The organism is Galbitalea soli (genome assembly GCF_010686725.1).
Lineage (GTDB): Bacteria > Actinomycetota > Actinomycetes > Actinomycetales > Microbacteriaceae > Galbitalea > Galbitalea soli.
Map to the genome: position 1 here is coordinate 366,053 of NZ_JAAGWZ010000002.1, position 20,873 is coordinate 386,925.

General features: G+C 70.7%; 20 protein-coding genes and 1 riboswitch. Of the genes, 6 read left to right on the top strand and 14 right to left on the bottom strand.

Going from position 1 to position 20,873, the window contains the following annotated elements; all coding sequences use genetic code 11:
* Positions 1–6: 6 nt before the first annotated feature.
* Complete coding sequence (locus G3T37_RS07890; protein ID WP_163472952.1) at positions 7–1,869, bottom strand: ABC transporter ATP-binding protein; 1,863 nt, start codon at positions 1,867–1,869, stop codon at positions 7–9.
* Between the two features lie 137 nt (positions 1,870–2,006).
* On the opposite strand from G3T37_RS07890, the gene G3T37_RS07895 reads away from it, so the two are divergent.
* From G3T37_RS07895 to G3T37_RS07905, 3 genes are read left to right on the top strand one after another with little or no spacing between them, the layout of a single operon-like run.
* A complete protein-coding gene (locus tag G3T37_RS07895) occupies positions 2,007–2,933 on the top strand; it encodes an ABC transporter ATP-binding protein (RefSeq protein ID WP_163472953.1) in 927 nt (308 codons plus the stop codon).
* A complete protein-coding gene (locus G3T37_RS07900; RefSeq protein ID WP_163472954.1) occupies positions 2,930–3,760 on the top strand; it encodes an ABC transporter permease in 831 nt (276 codons plus the stop codon). The genes G3T37_RS07895 and G3T37_RS07900 overlap by 4 nt, the downstream gene beginning before the upstream one ends.
* On the top strand, positions 3,757–4,593 hold the full coding sequence (locus G3T37_RS07905) for an ABC transporter permease (protein ID WP_163472955.1): 837 nt from the start codon (positions 3,757–3,759) through the stop codon (positions 4,591–4,593). Before G3T37_RS07900 ends, G3T37_RS07905 begins: the two co-directional genes overlap by 4 nt.
* A gap of 67 nt (positions 4,594–4,660) precedes the next feature.
* On the opposite strand, the gene G3T37_RS07910 is transcribed toward G3T37_RS07905, so the two are convergent.
* The 5 genes from G3T37_RS07910 to ribD are packed head-to-tail and all read right to left on the bottom strand — an operon-like array spanning position 4,661 to position 9,293.
* Positions 4,661–5,668 carry a ribokinase gene (locus tag G3T37_RS07910; RefSeq protein ID WP_163472956.1) on the bottom strand — a complete coding sequence of 336 codons (1,008 nt, stop codon included), beginning with the start codon at positions 5,666–5,668 and terminating at the stop codon, positions 4,661–4,663.
* A gap of 4 nt (positions 5,669–5,672) precedes the next feature.
* The gene (ribH, locus tag G3T37_RS07915) at positions 5,673–6,146 is read right to left on the bottom strand and encodes a 6,7-dimethyl-8-ribityllumazine synthase (RefSeq protein WP_163472957.1); all 474 of its coding nucleotides are present in this window, start codon (positions 6,144–6,146) and stop codon (positions 5,673–5,675) included.
* A complete protein-coding gene (gene ribA, locus G3T37_RS07920) occupies positions 6,143–7,429 on the bottom strand; it encodes a GTP cyclohydrolase II (RefSeq protein ID WP_163472958.1) in 1,287 nt (428 codons plus the stop codon). Before ribA ends, ribH begins: the two co-directional genes overlap by 4 nt.
* Positions 7,426–8,139, bottom strand: a complete 714-nt coding sequence (locus G3T37_RS07925; RefSeq protein WP_163472959.1) for a riboflavin synthase — start codon at positions 8,137–8,139, stop codon at positions 7,426–7,428. The genes ribA and G3T37_RS07925 overlap by 4 nt, the downstream gene beginning before the upstream one ends.
* Positions 8,140–8,141: 2 nt before the next feature.
* Positions 8,142–9,293, bottom strand: coding sequence for a bifunctional diaminohydroxyphosphoribosylaminopyrimidine deaminase/5-amino-6-(5-phosphoribosylamino)uracil reductase RibD (gene ribD / locus G3T37_RS07930; RefSeq protein ID WP_241732277.1), 1,152 nt, complete (start codon positions 9,291–9,293; stop codon positions 8,142–8,144).
* Between the two features lie 67 nt (positions 9,294–9,360).
* Positions 9,361–9,495, bottom strand: a riboswitch (FMN riboswitch).
* Between the two features lie 606 nt (positions 9,496–10,101).
* Between ribD and G3T37_RS07935 the strand changes: the two genes are divergently transcribed.
* Positions 10,102–10,959, top strand: coding sequence for a type IV toxin-antitoxin system AbiEi family antitoxin domain-containing protein (locus G3T37_RS07935; protein ID WP_163472960.1), 858 nt, complete (start codon positions 10,102–10,104; stop codon positions 10,957–10,959).
* 257 nt (positions 10,960–11,216) lie between these two features.
* Here the strand turns inward: G3T37_RS07935 and trpS are convergent, their stop codons facing one another.
* The 8 genes from trpS to G3T37_RS07975 form a co-directional block, all read right to left on the bottom strand.
* Complete coding sequence (gene trpS / locus G3T37_RS07940) at positions 11,217–12,233, bottom strand: tryptophan--tRNA ligase (RefSeq protein WP_163472961.1); 1,017 nt, start codon at positions 12,231–12,233, stop codon at positions 11,217–11,219.
* A gap of 50 nt (positions 12,234–12,283) precedes the next feature.
* Positions 12,284–13,117, bottom strand: a complete 834-nt coding sequence (locus tag G3T37_RS07945; RefSeq protein ID WP_163472962.1) for an exodeoxyribonuclease III — start codon at positions 13,115–13,117, stop codon at positions 12,284–12,286.
* A 29-nt stretch (positions 13,118–13,146) separates the two neighbouring features.
* Entirely contained in the window at positions 13,147–14,127 is a 981-nt protein-coding gene (locus tag G3T37_RS07950; RefSeq protein WP_163472963.1) for a YihY/virulence factor BrkB family protein, read from the bottom strand.
* A 152-nt stretch (positions 14,128–14,279) separates the two neighbouring features.
* A complete protein-coding gene (locus G3T37_RS07955) occupies positions 14,280–15,035 on the bottom strand; it encodes a succinate dehydrogenase iron-sulfur subunit (RefSeq protein WP_163472964.1) in 756 nt (251 codons plus the stop codon).
* Positions 15,035–16,828 (bottom strand): succinate dehydrogenase flavoprotein subunit, encoded by a 1,794-nt coding sequence (gene sdhA / locus G3T37_RS07960; protein WP_241732278.1) that lies wholly within the window; start codon positions 16,826–16,828, stop codon positions 15,035–15,037. Before sdhA ends, G3T37_RS07955 begins: the two co-directional genes overlap by 1 nt.
* An 8-nt stretch (positions 16,829–16,836) precedes the next feature.
* Positions 16,837–17,289, bottom strand: a complete 453-nt coding sequence (locus G3T37_RS07965) for a succinate dehydrogenase hydrophobic membrane anchor subunit (protein ID WP_163472966.1) — start codon at positions 17,287–17,289, stop codon at positions 16,837–16,839.
* A complete protein-coding gene (gene sdhC, locus G3T37_RS07970; RefSeq protein WP_422110975.1) occupies positions 17,286–17,744 on the bottom strand; it encodes a succinate dehydrogenase, cytochrome b556 subunit in 459 nt (152 codons plus the stop codon). The genes G3T37_RS07965 and sdhC overlap by 4 nt, the downstream gene beginning before the upstream one ends.
* 129 nt (positions 17,745–17,873) lie before the next feature.
* On the bottom strand, positions 17,874–18,995 hold the full coding sequence (locus G3T37_RS07975; protein WP_338401216.1) for a glycosyltransferase family 4 protein: 1,122 nt from the start codon (positions 18,993–18,995) through the stop codon (positions 17,874–17,876).
* Between the two features lie 117 nt (positions 18,996–19,112).
* Between G3T37_RS07975 and G3T37_RS07980 the strand changes: the two genes are divergently transcribed.
* Together G3T37_RS07980 and G3T37_RS07985 are read left to right on the top strand one after the other, a co-directional pair.
* Positions 19,113–20,234, top strand: coding sequence for a mannose-1-phosphate guanylyltransferase (locus G3T37_RS07980; protein WP_163472967.1), 1,122 nt, complete (start codon positions 19,113–19,115; stop codon positions 20,232–20,234).
* 32 nt (positions 20,235–20,266) lie between these two features.
* Positions 20,267–20,728, top strand: a complete 462-nt coding sequence (locus G3T37_RS07985; protein WP_163472968.1) for a cytidine deaminase — start codon at positions 20,267–20,269, stop codon at positions 20,726–20,728.
* Positions 20,729–20,873 lie beyond the last annotated feature (145 nt).

A 20,873-nucleotide genomic window follows, 5' to 3' on the forward strand; every position in this document is an offset into this window, starting at 1 on the left:
GCCCGCTCAGACCAGCAGCTGGTGCTTCGCGAGGTCGCGGTAGAGCGGCACCGTGCCGACGAGCTCCGAGTGCGTGCCGACGCCGACCACGCGGCCGTGGTCGAGCACGATGATCTGATCGCTGTCGACCACCGTCGAGAGCCGGTGCGCGATGACGATGAGCGTGCGGTTCTCGGCGACCGCGTCGATCGCCTCGCGCAGCAGTTGCTCGTTGAGACCGTCGAGCGAGGAGGTGGACTCGTCGAGGAGCAGGATCGGCGGCGCGGCGAGCAGGGCCCGCGCGATGGCCAGTCGCTGGCGCTCGCCGCCCGACAGCATCACGCCGTCCTCGCCGACCGGCGCATCCAGACCCAGTTCGTTGCGCTCGAGCACCTCGGTGAGGTTGACCGAGCGCAGCACCTCGACGCACTGCTCGTCGCTCGCGTCCGGCGTGGCGAGGGTGAGGTTCTGGCGCAGGGTGCCGGCGAGCACGGGGGCGTCCTGTTCGACGTACCCGATCTGGGCGCGCAGGGCGCCACGGTCGAGGGCGCGCACGTCCTCGCCGCCGAGCCGCACGACGCCCTCGGTGGGGTCGTAGAACCGCTCGATGAGCGCCAGGATCGTGCTCTTGCCCGCACCCGAGGGGCCGACGAGCGCCGTGCGTCGACCGCGCGGCACCGCGAAGCTCACCCCGTGCAGCACGGTGCGGTCGTGCTCGGGGAGGGCGTCCGGCGCGATGTCGGCGATCGCCTTCTCGGTCTCGGTGCGGTGCGCCTTCTCCGGGTAGCGGAACACCACGTCGTCGAAGCGCAGCGCATCCGTGGTCTCGATCGCGGGGGCGGGCACGATGCCCGCGTCGAGCTCGACCTCGCTCGGCAGCCCGATGATCTCCTCGATGCGGCCGAGGGCGCCGAGTGCCGAGTTCACCGAGGTCACCGCGCCGAAGGCGTTGCCGAGCGGCATCACGAGCAGGAAGAGGAAGATGATGAAGGAGGCGAGGTTGGCGATCGTGGTCTGTCCCGCCGCGACCCGGGCGCCGCCCACGCCGAGCACCACGAGGAAGCTCGCCTGCAGCGCGATCCCCGCGATCGGCACGACGAGCGCCGAGACCTTCGCCACGCGGATTCCCTGGGTCCAGGCGCCGCGCGCATCCTGCTCGATCGCCGCCACCTCGCGCTCCGTCGCCCCGGCCGCGCGCACCGTGCGCACGGCGCTCACCGCGCGCTCCACCGCCGCCGCCAGGTCGCCCACCTTCTCCTGCTGCCGGCGACTCGCCACCCGGATGCGACCGGAGAGCACGACCACGACCACCACCGAGAGAGCGATCACCGTCGCCGTGAGTCCGAGCAGCACGGGGTCGAGCAGGAACATCGCGATGAGGGAGCCGATGAAGATGAGCGCGCCGCCGATCGCGTCGACGAGCCCCTGCGTGAGCACCGCGTACAGGAGGGTCGTGTCGGAGCCGACCCGCGACACCAGGTCGCCCACGCGGCGCGTGTCGAATTCGCTGATGGGGAGGCCGAGCATCCGTCGCACCAGGCGCGTGCGGGCCGAGAGCACGACGCTCGTGCCGGTGCGCTGCAGCAGATAGTGCTGCACCCCGCTGATCAGCGCCGAGGCGACGACGAGCAGGATCACCAGGCCGACCAGCCCGCCGAGCGCCCCGCCGCGCTGCACGACGGTGATCAGCTCGCGCGTGATGAGCGGCACCGCGAGCGACGCCACGGCCCCCAGCACGCTGAGTACCGCGGTGAGGATGAGCGCGGCGCGGTGCTCCGCGAGGTAGGGCAGCAGCTGGCGGAAGGTGGCGCGCGGTCCGTCGTCCTTGCGGGGCCGGCCGAAGGGGGTGCGGCGCGCGCGGGAGGGGCGCGCGGCGGTGTCGGAGCTCATTGCTCCATTCTCCCGCTGCCGCGGCTGGGAGGCCGCCCGGGGCGGGACGCGGGGGACGAACGGCGCTCCGCCGGCGGGGTGTGTGGCCGAGCGCAACCCCTGCCGCGGTGTCGGTGGGCTGACCTAAGCTCGGGTATATGCCACAAGCAGTCATCTCCGCCGCACGGCTCACGAAGAAGTACAAGGATTTCGCCGCCGTCGACGGCATCTCCTTCGAGGTCGCGCCGGGGGAGTCCTTCGGCCTGCTCGGTCCCAACGGTGCAGGCAAGTCGACGACCATGCGGATGGTGGGTGCCGTCTCCACGCGCACGAGCGGCGAGCTGAGCATCCTGGGTCTCGACCCCAACGACGCGGGGCCTGAGATCCGCTCCCAGCTCGGGGTCGTCCCCCAGCAGGACAACCTCGATCAAGAGCTGCGCGTGCGCGACAACCTCATCGTCTACGGCCGCTACTTCGGCATCCCGATGCGGGCGATCGGTCGCAAGGCCGATGAGCTGCTCGAGTTCGCCCAGCTGGCCGACCGCGCAAAGTCGAAGGTGGATGACCTCTCCGGCGGCATGAAGCGCCGGCTCACCATCGCGCGTGCCCTCGTGAACGACCCGCGCATCCTGCTTCTCGACGAACCGACGACGGGCCTCGACCCGCAGGCGCGGCACATCCTGTGGGACCGCCTGTTCCGATTGAAGGAGCAGGGCACCACGCTCGTGCTCACCACGCACTACATGGACGAGGCCGAGCAGCTGTGCGACCGCCTCGTCGTCGTCGACAAGGGCACGATCATGGCGGAGGGCTCGCCCGCCGCGCTCATTCGGGAGTACTCGAGCCGCGAGGTGCTGGAGGTGCGCTTCGGCTCCGATCGCAACGAGGAGGTCGCCGCGAAGCTCGCCGGGATCGGTGAGCGGCACGAGGTGCTGCCCGACCGGATCCTGATCTACAGCGAGAACGGCGAGGCCGAGCTCGCGAAGATCCATGCCGCGGGGTACCGCCCGATCACGAGCCTCGTGCGGCGCTCGAGCCTGGAGGACGTGTTCCTGCGTCTCACCGGACGGAGCCTCATCGAATGACCGCCGTGTCTGCACTGCCCACCCGCCAGGCGCTCATCGCCGCGGGCGAGCGACCGCGTCGCTTCGGCTCCTGGTACGTTGCCGAGCACCGCATCCGGTCGATGCGCGCCTACGCGACCACCCTCATCGTCACGAGCTTCGCCAACCCCGCGGTGTACCTCTTCGCGCTCGGCATTGGACTCGGCAGTCTCGTCAACCGCTCGAGCGGCGGCGGCCTCGGCTACCTCGCCTTCGTCGCTCCGGCGCTCATCGCCTCCGCGGCGGTCACTGTCGCGGGCGAGGAATTCACCTACCCGATGATGATGGGCTTCAAGTGGAATCCCATCTTCTTCGCGATGAACGCCGCCCCGATCTCGGCCTACCAGATCGTGAACGGCATGGTGATCGCGGCGCTCGCCCGGATCCTTCCCACGGCGGCGGTCTACTTCGTCATCATGGTGCTCTTCGGGGCGGCCCCCTCCGGCGTCGCGGTCGTGCAGGTGCTCACCGCGGCCCTCACCGGCCTCGCGGTCGGGCTCGTCATCATGCCGTACACCGCGTCGATCGAGGAGGACAAGGGGCAGATGGCGATGATCCAGCGCTTCGGCATCCTCCCGATGTTCCTGTTCTCCGGCACCTTCTTCCCGCTCACCCAGCTGCCGGTCGGTCTGCAGTGGATCGGCTGGATCTCGCCGCTCTGGCACGGCACGCAGCTCGGGCGCGTGTTCAACTACGGCATGGTCGAGCCGGCCTGGCTCACGGTCATCCACCTCGTGTACCTGCTGGCGCTGTGCGCCGTGGGCTGGCGGCTCGCCAGGCGTGTCTTCGCCCGGAGGCTGAACAAATGACGAGCACACCCACCGTGCCCTCCCTCGTGCCGCCGACGGTGCGGCCACGACTGCTCGGCGCGCTCTACGCGGGCAACGCCCGGGCCGTGGTGAGTCGCGGCGCGCTCGCCACCCGCAGCACCAACTACCTCGTCGTGCTGAGCGGCTTCTTCGAGCCGATCTTCTACCTCGTCTCTCTCGGCTACGGGCTCAACAAACTCGTCGGCACGGTCGAGACGACCACCGGGCAACCCGTCAGCTACGCGGCGTTCATCGCGCCCGCACTGCTCGCGGTCGCCGCCATGAACGGGGCGATCTACGACTCGACGTGGAACGTCTTCTTCAAGATGAACTACTCGAAGCTGTACTCCGGCATGCTGAGCACCTCGCTCGGTCCGCTCGACGTCGCGCTCGGCGAGATCCTGCTCGCCCTCGCCCGCGGCGGCGTCTACGCGATCGGCTTCATGATCGTGATGCAGGTGCTCGGGCTCAATCTCGCGTGGACGGCGATCCTCGCCCTGCCCGCCGTGCTGCTCATCGCCTTCGGCTTCGCGAGCTTCGGCATGGCCGTCACGAGCTACATGAAGACCTTCCAGCAGATGGACTGGATCAACTTCGTGATGATGCCCATGTTCCTGTTCTCGGCCACCTTCTACCCGGTCACGGTCTACCCGCCCGTCGTTCAGGTGATCGTCGAGGCGCTGCCGCTCTGGCAGGGCGTGGAGCTCGTTCGCGGGCTCACCACGGGGGCGCTCTCGATCGCGATGCTCGGCCACGTGCTGTACTTCGCGGTCATGATCGCGATCGGCCTCGTGTTCACGACGCGGCGGCTGCGGGCCCTCTTCCTCGACTGAGCGCACAGCCTCCGCCGCGTACCCGACCGCGCGGAGTGTGCGCCGTGGCGCGGTGGCTGCGCCGCGGTCAGCCCTCCCGCGGCGGCTGCGCGCCGTGATACTGCACGGCCTCGCCACCCGCGACCACCCCGGCCTCCACCGCTGCGCCCAGCTCGCTGCCGCGCACGAGCGCGGCGCACAGCGCACCGACGAAGGCGTCTCCGGCGCCGGTCGTGTCCACGACGGTGACCGGCCGGGACGGAACGCGCGCGGTGACCCGGCCATCCGACCACACGGCGCCCGCGCCCCCGAGGGTGATCACGGCCGAGCGGGCACGAGCCGCGAGCTCGACGACCGCGTCGGCGGCGGCATCCGCGAGCGTGTCGGCATCCGGCGCATCCCCGGACTGATCCGCGCGCGCGTCCGCCGCGCCCCCCAGGAGGCTGTCGCGCCCGAGCAGGGCCGCCGCCTCGGTCTCGTTGACGACGAGCGGGTCGCACAGCGCGAGCAGTTCCGCCCCGACCGCGCGGAACGGCGAGAGGTTGAGCGCGAACCGTGCGCCCGCATCCACCGCGACGCGCGCAGCCGCGGCGACCACGTCGAGCGGGACCTCCAGCTGGGCGAGCAGCACCCCGCCGGGTGACGCCAGGGCCGCGACCGCCGCGGACACGGTCTGCCGGTCCAGCGCCTGGTTGGCCCCGGGCGCGACGACGATCGTGTTCTCGCCGTCGCCCGCCACGGTGATCAGGGCGACCCCGGTGGGGCGGTCGACGCGGCCGAGGTGCGTGACGTCGACGCCGGCGTGGGCCAGGTCATCCGCCATGTCGTCGCCGGCCGGGTCGTTCCCGACCGCGCCGATGAAGACCGGATGCCCGCCCGCCCGCGCCGCGGACGCCGCCTGGTTCGCGCCCTTGCCGCCGGGCCCCGAGGCGAGCGTTCCGCCCAGCAGGGTCTCGCCGGGCCGCGGGAGCCGCTCCACCGCCACCGTGAGGTCGCGGTTCGCCGAGCCCAGCACGAGGAGTCGCGCGGCGGCGGGCTGCGCGGCGGTCGCGCGCGCGGCCGCGGATTCCCGCGCAGACCCATCCGGCCCGGTCATCCGGTCAGGCCCCGCGAATCGCGCGCAGTGTGAGGGCGGTCGCGACCGCGGCCTCGGCGGCCTCGCGCCCCTTGTCCTCCTTGGAGCCGGGCAGGCCGGCGCGGTCGAGGCCCTGCTGCTCGTCGTCGAGGGTGAGCACGCCGAAGCCGATCGGCTTGCCGGTCGCCAGGCTCGCCTGGGTGATCCCCGAGGTGGCGGCGTCGGAGACGAACTCGAAGTGGGGCGTGCCGCCGCGGATGATCACGCCCAGCGCGACCACCGCATCCGCCCCGTTCTGGAGCGCCGCCTGGCTCACGACCGGCAGCTCGAAGCTGCCCGGCACGCGCACCTCGGTGACCTCGACGTTCGCCTCCGCGAGCGCGGCGCGGGCGCCCGCGAGCAGCCCGTTCGTGATCTCCTCGTGCCACTGGCCGGCGACGATCGTCACCTTCAGGCCCGTTCCGTCCAGCCGGATGCTGGGCGCACCGTCTCCGCTCATGCGTCGTTTCCTTTCTGTCCGGCCACGACGCGGTCGTCGAGCTCGGTGGTGTCGGGGAGGACGTGACCCATACGGTCGCGCTTCGCCTCCAGGTAGGCCTCGTTGTACTCGTTGACCCCGACCACGAGCGGCACCCGGTCGAGCACGGTGATGCCGCGCTCCTCGAGCTGACGCAGCTTCTCGGGGTTGTTGGTGATCGCGCGAACGCGCGAGATGCCGAGATCGTCGAGGATCGCGACCGCGGCGCCGTAGTCACGGCCGTCGGCCGGGAAGCCGAGCGCGAGGTTCGCATCGAGGGTGTCGAGGCCGTCCTCCTGCAGGCGGTAGGCCTTCAGCTTGTTGATGAGCCCGATCCCGCGCCCCTCGTGGCCCCGCATGTAGATCACGACCCCGCCCTCGGCGTGGATCGCGTCGAGCGCGGCGTCCAGCTGCGGACCGCACTCGCACTTCTCCGAGCCGAACACCTCGCCGGTGACGCACTCCGAGTGCACCCGCAGGAGGGTGCCGTCGGTGGGGCTGCCGGAGAGGATCGCGAGGTGGTCGGCGCCGGTCATCCGGTCGCGGTAGGCGCGGAACCGGAATCGCCCGTGCTCCGTGGGCACCGTCGTCTCGACCTCGAAGATGACGCGCGAGCTCTCGGGGATCTCGACCGCGAGCGGCACCTCCTCGTGCGGGTGGCACTCGTTGAGGTAGTCGATGAGGGCCGCGATCGTCACGACGGGCAGCTCGTTCGCCTCGCCCAGCTCGATGAGGCCGGGCAGGCGCATCATCTCGCCGTCCTCCGCGACGATCTCGCCGATCGCCGCGACCGGGGTGAGGCCGGCGAGCTTCAGCAGGTCGATCGCGGCCTCGGTGTGACCCGCGCGCACCCGGACCCCGCCGTCCGCAGCGCGGAGCGGCAGGATATGACCGGGACGGTTGAGGCTGGCCGGCGTCGAGCCCATGTCGGCGAGCACGCGCAGGGTGTGCGCACGATCGGCCGCGCTGATGCCCGTGCTGAGGCGGTCGGAGGCGTCCACGGTGATCGTGTAGGCGGTGCCGAGCGGATCCTGGTTGTCGGAGACCATCAGCGGGAGTTCAAGGCGATCCGCGATCTCATTCGTCATGGGCGCGCAGATGAAGCCGGAGGTGTTGCGGATCGTCCAGGCCAGCCACTCCTGCGTCGCGGACTCGGCGGCGAGGATGACATCGCCCTCGTTCTCGCGACTCTCGTTGTCGGCCACGATGACGGGTCGGCCGGCGCGCAGGGCGTCCAGCGCGGCGGGGATCTCGGCGAGGCTCACAGGAGCACCCCCTCGGTGTCGCGGGCGGCGGCGGGCGCGCCCTGGGTGTCGTGGGCGGCGGGGTGCACGCCCTGAGTGTCGTGGGCGGCGGGGTGCACGTCCTGAGTGGAGAACGCGGTCAGGCGCTCGACCTGGCGAGCCAGGACATCCGTCTCGATGTTCACGGCGTCGCCGACGGCCTTCGCGCCGAGCGTCGTGGCGGTGAGGGTCTCGGGAATCAGCGACACCTCGAACCACGCCTCCGCCTCGCCGGGCTCGCTGACGTCGCTCACCGTGAGCGAGACGCCGTCGACGGCGATCGAGCCCTTGCGGGTGACGAGCGGGGCGTGCACGGGGTCGAGGGAGAAGCGCAGCACGCGCCACGCGCTGCCCGGGGTCGAGGCGAGCAGGATGCTCGTGCCGTCGATGTGCCCCTGCACGATGTGCCCGCCGATGCGGTCGCCGACCTTCGCGGCGCGCTCCAGATTCACCCGGGTGCCGGGCGCCAGGTTCGCGATGGTGCTCTGCGCGATGGTCTCGGCCATCACGTCGGCGGTGAACCAGTCGGCGCCCTGGTCGATGACCGTGAGGCAGACTCCGCTGACGGAGATGGAGTCGCCGTGGCGGGCATCCGAGACCGCGATGGGGCCGCGGACGGTGAGGCGCGCCGCGTCGGCCGTCGGCTCCCAGCGCACCACCTCGCCGAGTTCTTCGATGATTCCGGTGAACATGACTACCTGCTTCCTGCCCGCGTGTGCTGCGGGCTGGCGGAGTCGGCGCGGGATGGCGCCGGGGTTTCGGGGGCGGCGGGTGCCGCGGGGTCGTGGGCGGCGGGCGCTGCGGTGTCGGGCGCGGGTACCGTGGGGTCGTAGGCGGGTGCCGGGCGCGCCACGATCAGGAGGTCGCCGCCCAGCTCCTCCACTCCGGTGATGGTCAGCCGGTGGATGCCCGCCATGGTGTCGACGCCCAGCTCGCCGATCGCGAGGCGAGGGCCGCCCAGCAGGGCGGGGGCGAGGTAGATGAGCAGTTCATCCGCGAGACCGGCGGCGACCACCGCGGTCGCGAGCGTCGGCCCGCCCTCCACGAAAACGCGACGGATGCCCCGCTCATAGAGCTCGTGCAGGATGGCCGCGACGTCGCGGTGGTGTGTCTCGAGCAGGCCCGCCGGATGCGCGCGCAGCCGCGCCCCGAGCGGCACCGCGCGCTCACCGACCACGACCGGGAGGGGCTGGTGGGCGAGCAGCTCGCCACCGTCGCCGCGCGCGGTCAGCGAGGGGTCGTCGGCGAGGACGGTGCCCGTGCCGACCAGGATCGCGTCGCTCGCCTCGCGCTGCTCGTGCACCCGCTGGCGGGCCGCGGTACCGGTGATCCACTGGCTGGAGCCGTCGGCGGCGGCGATGCGACCGTCGAGGGTCGACGCCCACTTCACCGACACGAACGGCCGGCCCAGGCGCGTGGCGGTCAGCCAGGCGCGCAGAAACTCGGCGGCCTCCGCCCCGAGCACGCCACCGGTGGCCGGGATGCCCGCCTCACGCAGGCGTGCCGCCCCGCCGCCCGCCGCCGGGCTGGGGTCCGCGACCGCGAAGAACACCTCGGCCACGCCCGCGGCGATGAGCGCCTCCGAACACGGCCCGGTGCGCCCGGTGTGGTTGCAGGGTTCGAGGGTGACGACCGCGGTCAGTCCGCGGGCGTCCGCCACCTTCGACAGCGCGTCGATCTCGGCGTGGGGGGTGCCGGCGCCGTGGTGCCAGCCCTCGGCGACGACGGTGCCGTCCGCCGCGAGCAGCACGCAGCCCACCTGCGGGTTGCCGCCGGTGACCGGGCCGCGGGACGCGAGCGCGAGCGCGCGGCGCATGGCCTGCTCGATTGTCGCCCTGTCGGTCATCCGGTCCTCATTCGATGAGTCTCCGGGTACGGTCAGGCGCGACCAGGTGCACGGCAGAGCCCTGCACCTCGTGCTTCCTCCCATCCGGACTTTAACCGTCGGTCCCGGAGTTTCACCGAGTCAACCGCGTGGGACTTGCGCCCGTCAGCGGCTCGTGGACTATCACCACCGGTTCGGACTTACACCGACCCCGGAGCACGTTGCTTGCTACGAGTGTATAGAACGCCCCCGTCGCGCGGATATTCCCACAGGATTCCCGTAACAAAACCGAAGGGTGGGGAGGGGCAGGGGGTCGCGCTCTCGGTCGCTTCCGGTCGCTCTCCCGGTCGCTCCTGGTCGCCCCCGGTCGTTCTCCCGGTCGCCCCCGGTCGCTCTCCCGGTTCGTATTGCAGGGCCGTGCGGCCCGCCTAGGTGGCCGGCCTCCGGCTGCGCCCGCCCGCCCGTCCTGCCGCTCCCTGCTCCCACTGCACAGTTTGCAGGATTGGGAAAGGGTGGCCGGCCCGAGCCGGCCTCGCCTCCCGCATTGCGGGCGGGGCTCGCACGACGACGCCGATCTCGAGCTACCTGCGATCCTGCATTGTGCACCGGCGGATGCGGTGCGTCACGCGAGGGCGGGACGAGCAGACTCACCCCTGCGGAAGCATGCTGGTCGACCTCGCTGCCCTGCTCCTGCATCGTGTGCTGCACTGCCGGGAGGTGGGGCGGGCGGGGTGAGCCGGTCATCCACAGCCGGTGGATCGGGCAGAGAATCCACAGCTCGACGTCCGCCGCACCGCTGGGCGCCGCGCAGTGCTCATGATGCGTGGGCATGAAGGGGATACGCGACCTGAGGGCTGGGCAGGTCTTCCATCGCGCCCAACTCCGCGCCGCCGGCCTCAGCGGCCGAGCGATCGCGGCTGCGGTTCGCTCGGGAACCATCATTCGGGGACGCCGCGATCACTACGTGCTGCCCGCGAGCGATCCGCACCTCATCGAGGCCGTCATCGTCGGCGGCGTGATGGGATGCACCAGCGCACTTCAGGCAGCGGGCGTGTTCGTCGGCGACTCGACTCGATGCCATATCCATGTCGCGCCCCACGCGTCCCGCTTGCGCCGCGCCACCTCGCGACCCCGAAATGAGGCGGAGCCGGTCATCCACTGGGATGAGACGAGATGGCGAGGCGCGACGAGCGCAGCCGTTTCCCTGTCCGATGCCCTCGCCAAATCGCTGCAGTGCCAGAGCCGATGGGAGTCCGTCGCGACATTCGACAGTGCCCTGCACCTCGGGCTCGTTTCGCGGCGACGGGTCGAGGCGATCCTGCGCACCGTCGCGCCGCCGTATCGCGACCTGGGTGCACTATTGGACCCCCGGGCCGAATCGGGGCCCGAGTCGATCCTCAGGATGATCGTGACCGAGGCCGGGCTCCGCACCCGATTGCAGGTCACCTTCCCCGGAGTGGGCCGGGTCGACATGGTAGTCGAGGGCTGTGTCGTGGTGGAGGCCGATAGTCGACTCGCGCATGACGGCTGGGAGCACCACGTGCGGGATCGCGGACGCGACCTCGCGCTCGCGCGACTCGGCATGCCGAGCCTGCGACCGAGCTACCAGCACATCATGCACGCTCCGGGAGATGTTGCCGCCGCGGTGGTCGAGTTGGTGCGAACGGTTCGCGGCAACGCGCGCTGAGTCGCGGTTCACAATGCAGGGCCGTCGGTGCGCACGAGTGGCGGACGCCGTCCCATCTGAGGTTGTGTGGCTGCGACGCCGGCAAGAACCCGGGGCCCAAGAGACTGACTCGCGAACGCCGGGTCGGGTTCAGGGATGTTAGACCGCGCCGGCCCTGCATTGTGAACCGCGGGGGGCGACGGGGGTGAAGGGGGACGGCCGGGAAGGGCAGGGGGAGGGCGGAGCAGGGAACGCGCGGGGCCGGGGCGGCCCGGCCGTTAGGCGCGCGGCAGGAGCCCCACGCGGTCGTAGACCCGCTCGAGCATGGGCTGGGCGATCGCCTCGGCCCGCTCCGCGCCGCGGGAGAGCAGGCGGTCGAGTTCGGCGGTGTCGTCGAGGAGCGCGAGCGCCCGACTGCGGATCGGCTCGAAGGTCGCCACCACGGCGTCGGCCACGGTCGACTTCAGGTCGCCGTAGCCCCTGCCCGTGAACTGCTCCTCGAGGGCGGGGATGCCGGTGCCGGTGAATGCGGAGAGGATGGTGAGCAGGTTGGAGACGCCGGGCTTCGCGGCCCGGTCGAAGCGGATCTCGCGCTGGTCATCCGTCACCGCGGACTTGATCTTCTTCGCGGTGCGGGCGGGCTCGTCGAGCATCCAGATGATGCCGTTGTCGCTCGCGGCCGACTTGCTCATCTTCGCCTCGGGGTTCTGCAGGTCGTAGATGCGGGCCGTCTCCGTGGGGATGACCGCCTTCGGCACCACGAACGTCTCGCCGAAGCGCGAATTGAACCGGCCCGCCAGGTCACGGGCGAGCTCGACGTGCTGGCGCTGGTCGTCGCCGACCGGCACCTCCTCGGCGGAGTACAGCAGGATGTCGGCGGCCATGAGAGTCGGGTAGGCGAAGAGGCCGAGCGAGGCCGCATCCGCGCCCTGACGCGCCGCCTTGTCTTTGAACTGGGTCATGCGGCTGGCCTCGCCGAACCCCGTGATGGTGTTGAGGATCCAGGCCAGCTGAGCGTGGGCGGGTACCTGCGACTGCACGAACAGGATGGCCTGCTCCGGGTCGATCCCGGCGGCGATGTACTGCGCGGCGGTGCGGCGCGTCTGCTCGCGGAGCAGCGCCGGGTCCTGCGGCACGGTGATCGCGTGCAGGTCGACGACGCAGAAGATGGCGTCGTTGGTCACCTGCATCTCCTTCCACTGCAGCAGCGCGCCGATGTAGTTGCCGATCTGGAGCGAGTCGGCGGAGGGCTGGATGCCCGAGAAGATGCGGGCACCCGTGGTCGGTGAGGTCATGGTTGGGGTCTTTCGGTGGTCGGCCCGGAGGCGGGCGAGATCGGGATGCGCTACAGCGCGTAGTCGACGACGACGGGGGCGTGATCGGACCATCGCTGGTCCCACGCGGGCGCCCGGTCGACGGCGTAGTCGGTCACCGTGGCCGCGAGCGCGGGGGTCGCGAGGTGGTAGTCGATGCGCCAGCCCGTGTTGGTGTCGAAGGCCTGGCCGCGCTGCGACCACCAGGTGTAGGGCCCATCGACCTCGCCCGCCCACTTGCGGCCGACGTCGATCCAGCCGAGTCCCGCGCCGTCGTTGTAGCGCGGGTCGTCCTCAGCGCCCACGAAGCGGTCGAAGTAGGCGCGCTCGCGCGGCAGGAAGCCGGCCCGCTTGACGTTGCCGCGCCAGTTCTTGATGTCGAGGGTGCGGTGCCCCACGTTGAGGTCGCCGAGCACGAGGGCGTAGGCGCTGTGCGCGGCCACCTCGGGCAGCCGCTCCTCCATCGCGTCGAGGAACTTCCACTTCTCGTCCTGCTTCGGGGTGTCGACCTCGCCGGAGTGCACGTAGGTGCTCACCACCGTCACGATCCGGTCGCCGACCTCGTAGTCGGCCTCGAGCCACCGGCCGGCCGAGTCGAAGTCCTCGGCGCCGAGTTCGACGCGGTGGATGCTCGCCCGGTTGCGGCTCGCGAGGGCGACGCCCGCGCGCCCCTTGGCGGTGGCGGCGTCGTGCAGGATGTTCCACTCCGGGCCGAGCAGCTGCTCGAGGTCATCCGTCGAGGCGCGCACCTCCTGGATGGCGAGGATGTCGACACCGCGCCCGGCGAGCCACTCGCCCATGCCCTTGCGGAACGCGGCGCGCACGCCGTTGGTGTTGATCGTCGCGATGCGCAGGGGTGTGGCCATGTCGAGAAGTTTACCGGCGGCCTCCGACGTCAGGATGCCCGCGTGAGCCGCGCCCGCTCGCGCCTGCTGAGCACGGGGGCGATGGTCAGGCCGCGGTCGTGCATCCCGACGGCGATCCAGGAGGCGGCGAGCAGGATCACCTGGCACACCACGTTGAAGAAGATCAGCAGTCCGAGGATCACCGCGAAGGAGGCCAGCAGCGGATTGCTCTTCGACACCCCGAGCAGGGTGCCGCCGGCGACCTTGAGGATGCCCAGCGCCGCTGCCCCGATCAGCACGCCGCCGCGCATCCGCCGCGTCGTCAGGTGCGCCCCGGAGAGCACGCGATAGAGCGCCCCGAGGGTGGCCGCGTCGAGCGCGAACATCACGGCGAGGGTCACCACGCGGCCGAGGATGTTGCCCGGCACGCTCGTGGGCGAGATGCCGATGAGCCCGAGCAGCGCGCCCGTCGCCGCCGAGCCCGCCACGGAGAGCGCGGCGGAGATCACGAGGACGAGCGCGAAGCCGAGCGCGATCGCCAGGTCGCGGAGTTTCTGGAGGGCGAACGGCGTCGTCTCCTGGGGCAGCCCGAAGATGATGCGCACGGCCGCCCGCGCGGAGGCGAGCCAGCCGATCGCGGTGACGAGCACGCCGACGAGCGCGATCGCGCCGGTCCAGCCGATCACCCCCGCGTTCAGCAGCGTGGTGGGGTCGATCGCGCCGTTCGACGTCGGCGTCGCCTTGATGAGGCCGGGGATGGCGGAGGAGAGCAGCGCGATGATCGGCTGCTGCAGCGCGGCATTGCCGGCGACGATGAGGCCGGCGATCGAGAACCCGACCCAGAGCGCCGCGAACACCGCGAAGATCGCCTGGTAGGCGAGCCCGCTCGCGAGCAGCGGTCCCTGCGCACTCGCGTAGAACAGGAAGACGCGCACCGGGAACAGGCCCATGACCCGGGCGACGACCCGCGCGAGCGGTCCGGCCGACGTCGGGGCGGGCTTCTGCGGCGTCGGCGTAGTCGGATCAGTCATCGATCCAGCCTAACCAGCGCGCCGGCGCCGCCCAGGGGGTTGCGGTGCAGGCCCCGCCGTGCGCGGGTGCGGTGCGGGCCCCGCCGTGCGCGGGTGGGGTGCGGGCCCCGCGGCGCGCAGACCGGATGCGGGCTCCGCCGTGTGCGGGTCGGTCAGGCCTTGCCGCGGATGATCGCCGCCTTGACCTCGGCGATGGCCTTCGTCACCTCGATGCCGCGCGGGCAGGCATCCGTGCAGTTGAAGGTCGTGCGGCACCGCCACACGCCCTCCTTGTCGTTGAGGATGTCGAGTCGCACCTGGGCGCCCTCGTCGCGCGAGTCGAAGATGAAGCGGTGCGCGTTGACGATGGCGGCCGGACCGAAGTACTGGCCGTCCGTCCAGAACACGGGGCAGCTCGAGGTGCACGCGGCGCACAGGATGCACTTCGTGGTCTCGTCAAAGCGGGCGCGCTGCGCGACCGACTGGATGCGCTCCTTCTCCGGCTTGGACGACGCGATGAGGAAGGGCTGGATCGACTTGTACGACTCGAAGAACGGGTCCATGTCGACGATGAGGTCCTTCTCGAGTGGAAGGCCCTTGATGGCTTCGACGTAGATCGGCTTCGACAGGTCGAGGTCTTTGAGGAGCGTCTTGCAGGCGAGGCGGTTGCGGCCGTTGATGCGCATCGCGTCCGAGCCGCACACGCCGTGGGCGCAGCTGCGACGGAAGCTGAGCGAGCCGTCCTGCTCCCACTTGATCTTGTGCAGGGCATCCAGCACCCGGTCGGTGCCGTGCATGGTCACGTCGAAGTCCTGCCAGTACGGCTCGGCGTCCACCTCGGGGTCGTAGCGACGGATGATCAGGGTCGCGGTGAACGACGGGACCTCGGCCGGTGCGGTCGGCTGGCCCTCGAGAACTGCTGTGCTCATCAGTACTTTCTCTCCATCGGCGGGTAGTTCGTGATGACGACGGGCTTCCAGTCGAGACGGATGTGCTCGCCGGCCTCGGCCGACTCCGGGTCACCCGTGAGGTAGGCCATGGTGTGCACGAGGAAGTTCTCGTCGTCGCGCTTGGGGTAGTCCTCGCGCATGTGGCCGCCGCGCGACTCGTGCCGCGACCGCGCCGAATAGACGACCACCTCGGCGAGGTCGAGCAGGAAGCCGAGCTCGATCGCCTCGAGCAGGTCGGTGTTGTACCGCTTGCCCTTGTCCTGGATCTGGATGTTCTTGTACCTCGCCCGCAGGGTCTCGATGAGCTCCGTGACCTCCTTGAGGCTCTCCTCCGTGCGGAAGATCTGCGCGTTGCGGTCCATCGAGTCCTGCAGCTCCTTGCGGATCACCGCGATGCGCTCTGTGCCGTCGCCCGAGCGCACCTGGTCGAGGAGATCGCGGATGCCCTTCGCGGGGTTCTCCGGAAGCGGCACCCACGGCGCGGTCTTGACGTACTCGGAGGCGTTGATACCCGCGCGCTTGCCGAACACGTTGATGTCGAGCAGCGAGTTCGTGCCGAGCCGGTTCGAGCCGTGCACGCTGACGCAGGCGCACTCGCCGGCCGCGTAGAGCCCGGGCACGATCTCGGTGTTGCTCTGCAGCACCTCGGCGTTGGTGTTGGTCGGGATGCCGCCCATCGCGTAGTGCGCAGTCGGCAGCACCGGAACCGGCTCGGTGTACGGCTCGACGCCGAGGTAGGTGCGCGCGAACTCGGTGATGTCGGGCAGCTTCTCGTCGATCACCGCGGGCTCGAGGTGGGTGATGTCGAGGTAGAGGTAGTCCTTGTTCGGGCCCGCCCCGCGTCCCTCGCGGATCTCGAGCGCCATCGACCGCGCCACGATGTCGCGCGGCGCCAGGTCTTTGAGGGTCGGGGTGTAGCGCTCCATGAAGCGCTCGCCGCTCGCGTTGCGCAGGATCGCGCCCTCGCCGCGCGCCGCCTCCGAGAGCAGGATGCCCAGCCCGGCGAGCCCGGTCGGGTGGAACTGGTAGAACTCCATGTCCTCGAGCGGGAGCCCCTTGCGCCAGATGATCCCGACGCCGTCTCCCGTGAGGGTGTGCGCGTTGGACGTGGTCTTGTAGATCTTGCCGAAACCGCCGGTCGCGAAGATGACCGCCTTGGCCTGGAAGACGTGCAGGTCACCCGTCGCGAGCTCGTAGGCGACGACCCCGGCGGGCTGCTTCTTGCCGTCGACCTCGGCCATGACCATGTCGAGCACGTAGTACTCGTTGAAGAAGTTGATGCCGAGCTTGACGCAGTTCTGGAACAGCGTCTGCAGGATCATGTGCCCGGTGCGGTCGGCCGCGTAGCAGGCCCGGCGCACGGGAGCGGCGCCGTGCTCGCGCGTGTGACCGCCGAAGCGACGCTGATCGATCTTGCCGTCAGCCGTGCGGTTGAAGGGCAGGCCCATGTTCTCGAGGTCGAGAACGGCGTCGATGGCCTCCTTCGCGAGGATCTCGGCCGCGTCCTGATCGACGAGGTAGTCGCCACCCTTGACCGTGTCGTAGGTGTGCCACTCCCAGTTGTCCTCTTCGACGTTGGCGAGAGCCGCCGCCATGCCGCCCTGCGCCGCACCGGTGTGCGAGCGGGTCGGGTAGAGCTTGGAGACGACCGCGGTGCGGGCGTTCGGTCCGGCCTCGATGGCCGCGCGCATCCCCGCGCCACCGGCGCCCACGATCACGATGTCGTGCTGGTGGTAGTGCACGCCGTCGATGACGGTGCCGTCCTCGATCATGTCCGCCATTACGGTGCCGGGCAGAAGGAGGGCAGGGCCGAGGCGGCCATGCCGGCGGGGCAGGGGTCGAAGGTGGTGATCACGAGGCTTCCCAACAGGATGAGGAGGATGGTGGAGACGAGGATCGCGACGAGGAACACGCGCCGCAGCAGCGGCTTCCGCGCGTAGTCGTTGACGAGGGTGCGCATGCCGTTGGCGCCGTGGATGAGCGCGAGCCACAGCATCGCGAAGTCCCAGACCTTCCAGAACGGGGTCGAGTACTTGCCCGCGACGAACGCGAAGTCGATCGCCCGCACGCCGTCGCCGGCGACGAGGTTGACGAAGAGGTGGCCGAAGATGAGGATCACCAGGAACAGGCCGCTGATGCGCATGTACATCCAGCCCCACTTCTCCCAGTTCACGCCGCGCGTGCGGGGCGGCGCGTAGGAGGAGCGCGGGGTGGGGATCGTCTCGGTGCTCATGCGCTGGGGTGTCCCGTCGCCTCGAGGATGATGTTGGCGATCTGGCGCGGTGCGAAGCCGGCGATGAGGATGACCCACAGCACGATCACGCCGATGAACAGCGCGCGCTGCCGCTTCGGTCCCCACGCGAAGAAGTCGATCGCGATGATGCGGAGCCCGTTGAGGGCGTGATAGACGATCGCGATGACGAGACCGAGCTCGCCGAGCCCCATGATGGGCGTCTTGTAGGTGTCGATCACTCCGTTGTACGCACCCGGGTTGAGCCTCACCAGCGAGGTGTCCAGGATGTGCACGAGGAGGAAGAAGTAGATGGCGGTGCCGGTGATGCGATGCAGCACCCACGACCACATGCCCTCACGACCGCGGTAGACCGTTCCGGCCAGGCGGCGGGGCGGCTTGATTCTGGGGGTGGCTGACGGTGGTGTCGCCAGGGTCCCCGCCGAATTCTCTGGCACGAGCAACCCTCCTTGCGGATGATCGGGACCGCGATGCTGCGGCCGTCCTTGGTGTTCTAGAGCGAACAGGCTCAGTCTATTCACTGGCCGGGCCGGGCCGGGGGAGCGATGGATCCAGTTATCTCGATCTCAAGACAACTGGCGGGAACGGGCGAGACGAGCCCGCTCGTAGTGCTCGAGCAGGGCATCCCCGACGGTCGCCCAGTCGCGGCCGCGCACCGCCCGCCGGCCCGCCTCGCCGAGGCGCGCCCGCAGCCGGGGGTCGCGTGCGAGCAGCTCGACCGTCGCGCGCAGCTCCTTCGCGTCGCCGGGGGTGTAGAGGAACCCGCTGCGACCGTGGTCGACCAGATCGATCGGGCCTCCCGCGCGCGGCGCGATGACGGGGAGTCCGCTCGCCTGCGCCTCCTGGATCGTCTGCCCGAAGGTCTCCTCGGTGCCGGTGTGCAGAAAGACGTCGAAGCTCGCGTAGGCGGTGGCCAGCGCATCCCCCCGCAGTTCGCCGAGGTAGCTGACGGGCATGCCGCCGAGGGTGCGACGGATCGCGGGCATCGAGGGCCCGTCGCCCACGATGGCGATTCGGATGCCCGGCACGCCCCGCAGCGCCGCCATCGACTCGAGCCGCTTCTCGGGGGCGACCCGGCCGACGTAGCCGACGACGACCTCGCCGCCCGGCGACAGCTCGTCGCGGAGCAGGGTCGTGGTCGCGGCATCGCGCACTCGCGGGTGATACGCCTCGAGGTCGACGCCGCGACCCCAGCGCTCGAGCCGCTCGACCCCCGCCGCGCGAAGATCGGCCATCGAGCTCGAGGACGGCACGAGGGTGAGGTCGGCGTCGGCGTGGATCCACCGCACGACCCGCCAGGCGACCCAGCTCGCCGCGGCGAGGTGGTTTCGGCGCGCGTAGCCCGCGACATCGGTCTGGAAGATGGCCACCGAGGGGATGCCCAGTCGCTTCGCCGCCGCGATCGCCTCCGCGCCCAGCAGGAACGGCGAGGCGACGTGCACGACGTCGGGAGCGAACTCCTCGATGAGGCGCTGGATGCGCAGGCCGGGGAGTCCGGGCAGCCCCACGGGAAACTGCCGGTAGGCGATCGCGGGAACCTCGACGACCGGGAATCCCGCGTAGCGGGCGGGCGAGCCGGCGGCCGGAGAGATGAGGAGCGCCTCGTGCCCGCGCAGGGCCAGGTGCTCGAGCACCTTGCGCACGCTCGTGGTCACTCCGTTGACGGTGGGAAGGAAACTCTCGGTCACGACGACAACCCTCCTGCCGCCGAGGCTAGGCAGCGGTGATGACCGGCCGGTCGTCCGCGGGGTGGCCGCGGGGTGAACCCCGCGTGAAGACTGGGGCGCGCAGTCTATGGTGGTCGAATGGTCGAGCGTCAGAACGGGCTGGAAAGCCTCTACAGCATCATTCCCGCGGGCGGCATCGGATCGCGGCTGTGGCCGCTCTCGCGCGCCGACGCCCCGAAGTTCCTGCACGACCTCACGGGGTCGGGGCAGACCCTGCTCCGTGACACCTGGGAGCGGCTGGCACCCCTCTCCGGTGCCGACCGGATCATGGTCGTGACGGGCCGCGCGCACCGCGCGGCCGTCGAGGCACAGTTGCCCGAGCTGGAGGATCGCAACGTCGTCCTCGAGAGCGAGCCGAAGGACTCCTCCGCGGCGATCGGGCTTGCGGCGGCGATCCTGCTGCGGCGCGACCCCGACGTCGTGATCGGCTCCTTCCACGCCGACCACGTCATCCGCGACACCCGCGGCCTCCGCCGTGCCGTGCAGGAGGCGGTCGCCGTCGCGCAGGCCGGCTTCATCGCCACCATCGGCATCTCGCCCACGGAGCCGGCCATCGGGTTCGGCTACATCCACTGCTCCGAGCCCCTCGCCATCCCGGGTGCGCCGTCGGCGCTCGGCGTCGACTCCTTCGTCGAGAAGCCCGACCTCGCCACCGCCAAGAGCTACCTGGAGGGCGGCAACCACCTCTGGAACGCGGGCATGTTCATCTCGCGCGCCGACGTGCTCCTCGCCCAGATGGCCGAGTCGGAGCCGGCGCTCGTGGAGGGGCTCACCGCGCTCGCCGAGGCCTGGGACACCCCGCGCCGCGGCGCGGTCGTCGACAAGATCTGGCCCACCCTCACCAAGATCGCGATCGACTACTCGGTCGCCGAGCCCGCTGCCGCACAGGGCAGGCTCGTGGTCGTCCCGGGGCACTTCGACTGGGATGACGTGGGCGACTTCGCCTCCATCGCGAAGCTCCACACCGGCGGCCGCAAGAGCGACCTGGCCATCCTCGGTGAGGGCGCCCGCGTCCTCGCGGACTCGTCGAGCGGCGTCGTGATCAGCCAGAGCGGCCGGCTCATCTCGCTCATCGGCGTCACCGACATCGTGGTCGTCGACACCCCGGACGCGCTGCTGGTCACCACCAGCGCGAACGCGCAGCGCGTGAAGTCGGTGGTCGACGCCCTCAAGCTCTCGGGCCGCACCGACGTGCTGTAGCCCGGCCCCCGGCGACTGCCTACGATCGAAGGATGACCAGCCCCTCCTCGCCCGGCGCCCCCGCCCCCTCGGCCGCGGCCGATCATCCGCCCGTCGACTGGGAGGCCCTGCGCGCCGCTGCGACGGCAGCGATGCACAACGCCTACGTTCCCTACTCGCGCTTCCCGGTGGGTGCGGCCGCGCTCGTCGACGACGGACGCGTGATCGCCGGCTGCAACGTGGAGAACGCCTCCTACGGGCTCACGCTCTGCGCCGAGTGCGCGCTCGTCTCGAGCCTGCATATGACGGGAGGCGGGCGACTGGTCGCGTTCACCTGCGTGGACGGAACGGGCGGCATCCTCATGCCCTGCGGCCGCTGCCGCCAGTTGCTGTACGAGCACTCCGCCGCGGGAATGCTGCTGCAGACGGTCTCGGGCGTGCGCACGATCGACGAGGTGATCCCGGATGCGTTCGGGCCGCGGCAGCTGGAGGAGTACGCGGCGACGCAGAAGTGAGCCGATTTCGCGAAATCATTTCACTTACATTTCGTAACAGTCTCAGCTTTGTAACCAAATCGCTGCCGAACCGGATCGGGGTCGGCGGCGTAACGTCGGGTCTGTAGCCTGTATCAACATTCCCCGCACGCCCCCGAGGGGCTGC

Coding starts and splice junctions, on each gene's coding strand:
- G3T37_RS07890 (WP_163472952.1), bottom strand. CDS start 1,869: ATGAGCTCCGACACCGCCGCGCGCCCCTCCCGCGCGCGCCGCACCCCC.
- G3T37_RS07895 (WP_163472953.1), top strand. CDS start 2,007: ATGCCACAAGCAGTCATCTCCGCCGCACGGCTCACGAAGAAGTACAAG.
- G3T37_RS07900 (WP_163472954.1), top strand. CDS start 2,930: ATGACCGCCGTGTCTGCACTGCCCACCCGCCAGGCGCTCATCGCCGCG.
- G3T37_RS07905 (WP_163472955.1), top strand. CDS start 3,757: ATGACGAGCACACCCACCGTGCCCTCCCTCGTGCCGCCGACGGTGCGG.
- G3T37_RS07910 (WP_163472956.1), bottom strand. CDS start 5,668: ATGACCGGGCCGGATGGGTCTGCGCGGGAATCCGCGGCCGCGCGCGCG.
- ribH (WP_163472957.1), bottom strand. CDS start 6,146: ATGAGCGGAGACGGTGCGCCCAGCATCCGGCTGGACGGAACGGGCCTG.
- G3T37_RS07925 (WP_163472959.1), bottom strand. CDS start 8,139: ATGTTCACCGGAATCATCGAAGAACTCGGCGAGGTGGTGCGCTGGGAG.
- ribD (WP_241732277.1), bottom strand. CDS start 9,293: ATGACCGACAGGGCGACAATCGAGCAGGCCATGCGCCGCGCGCTCGCG.
- G3T37_RS07935 (WP_163472960.1), top strand. CDS start 10,102: ATGAAGGGGATACGCGACCTGAGGGCTGGGCAGGTCTTCCATCGCGCC.
- trpS (WP_163472961.1), bottom strand. CDS start 12,233: ATGACCTCACCGACCACGGGTGCCCGCATCTTCTCGGGCATCCAGCCC.
- G3T37_RS07945 (WP_163472962.1), bottom strand. CDS start 13,117: ATGGCCACACCCCTGCGCATCGCGACGATCAACACCAACGGCGTGCGC.
- G3T37_RS07950 (WP_163472963.1), bottom strand. CDS start 14,127: ATGACTGATCCGACTACGCCGACGCCGCAGAAGCCCGCCCCGACGTCG.
- G3T37_RS07955 (WP_163472964.1), bottom strand. CDS start 15,035: ATGAGCACAGCAGTTCTCGAGGGCCAGCCGACCGCACCGGCCGAGGTC.
- sdhA (WP_241732278.1), bottom strand. CDS start 16,828: ATGATCGAGGACGGCACCGTCATCGACGGCGTGCACTACCACCAGCAC.
- G3T37_RS07965 (WP_163472966.1), bottom strand. CDS start 17,289: ATGAGCACCGAGACGATCCCCACCCCGCGCTCCTCCTACGCGCCGCCC.
- G3T37_RS07980 (WP_163472967.1), top strand. CDS start 19,113: ATGGTCGAGCGTCAGAACGGGCTGGAAAGCCTCTACAGCATCATTCCC.
- G3T37_RS07985 (WP_163472968.1), top strand. CDS start 20,267: ATGACCAGCCCCTCCTCGCCCGGCGCCCCCGCCCCCTCGGCCGCGGCC.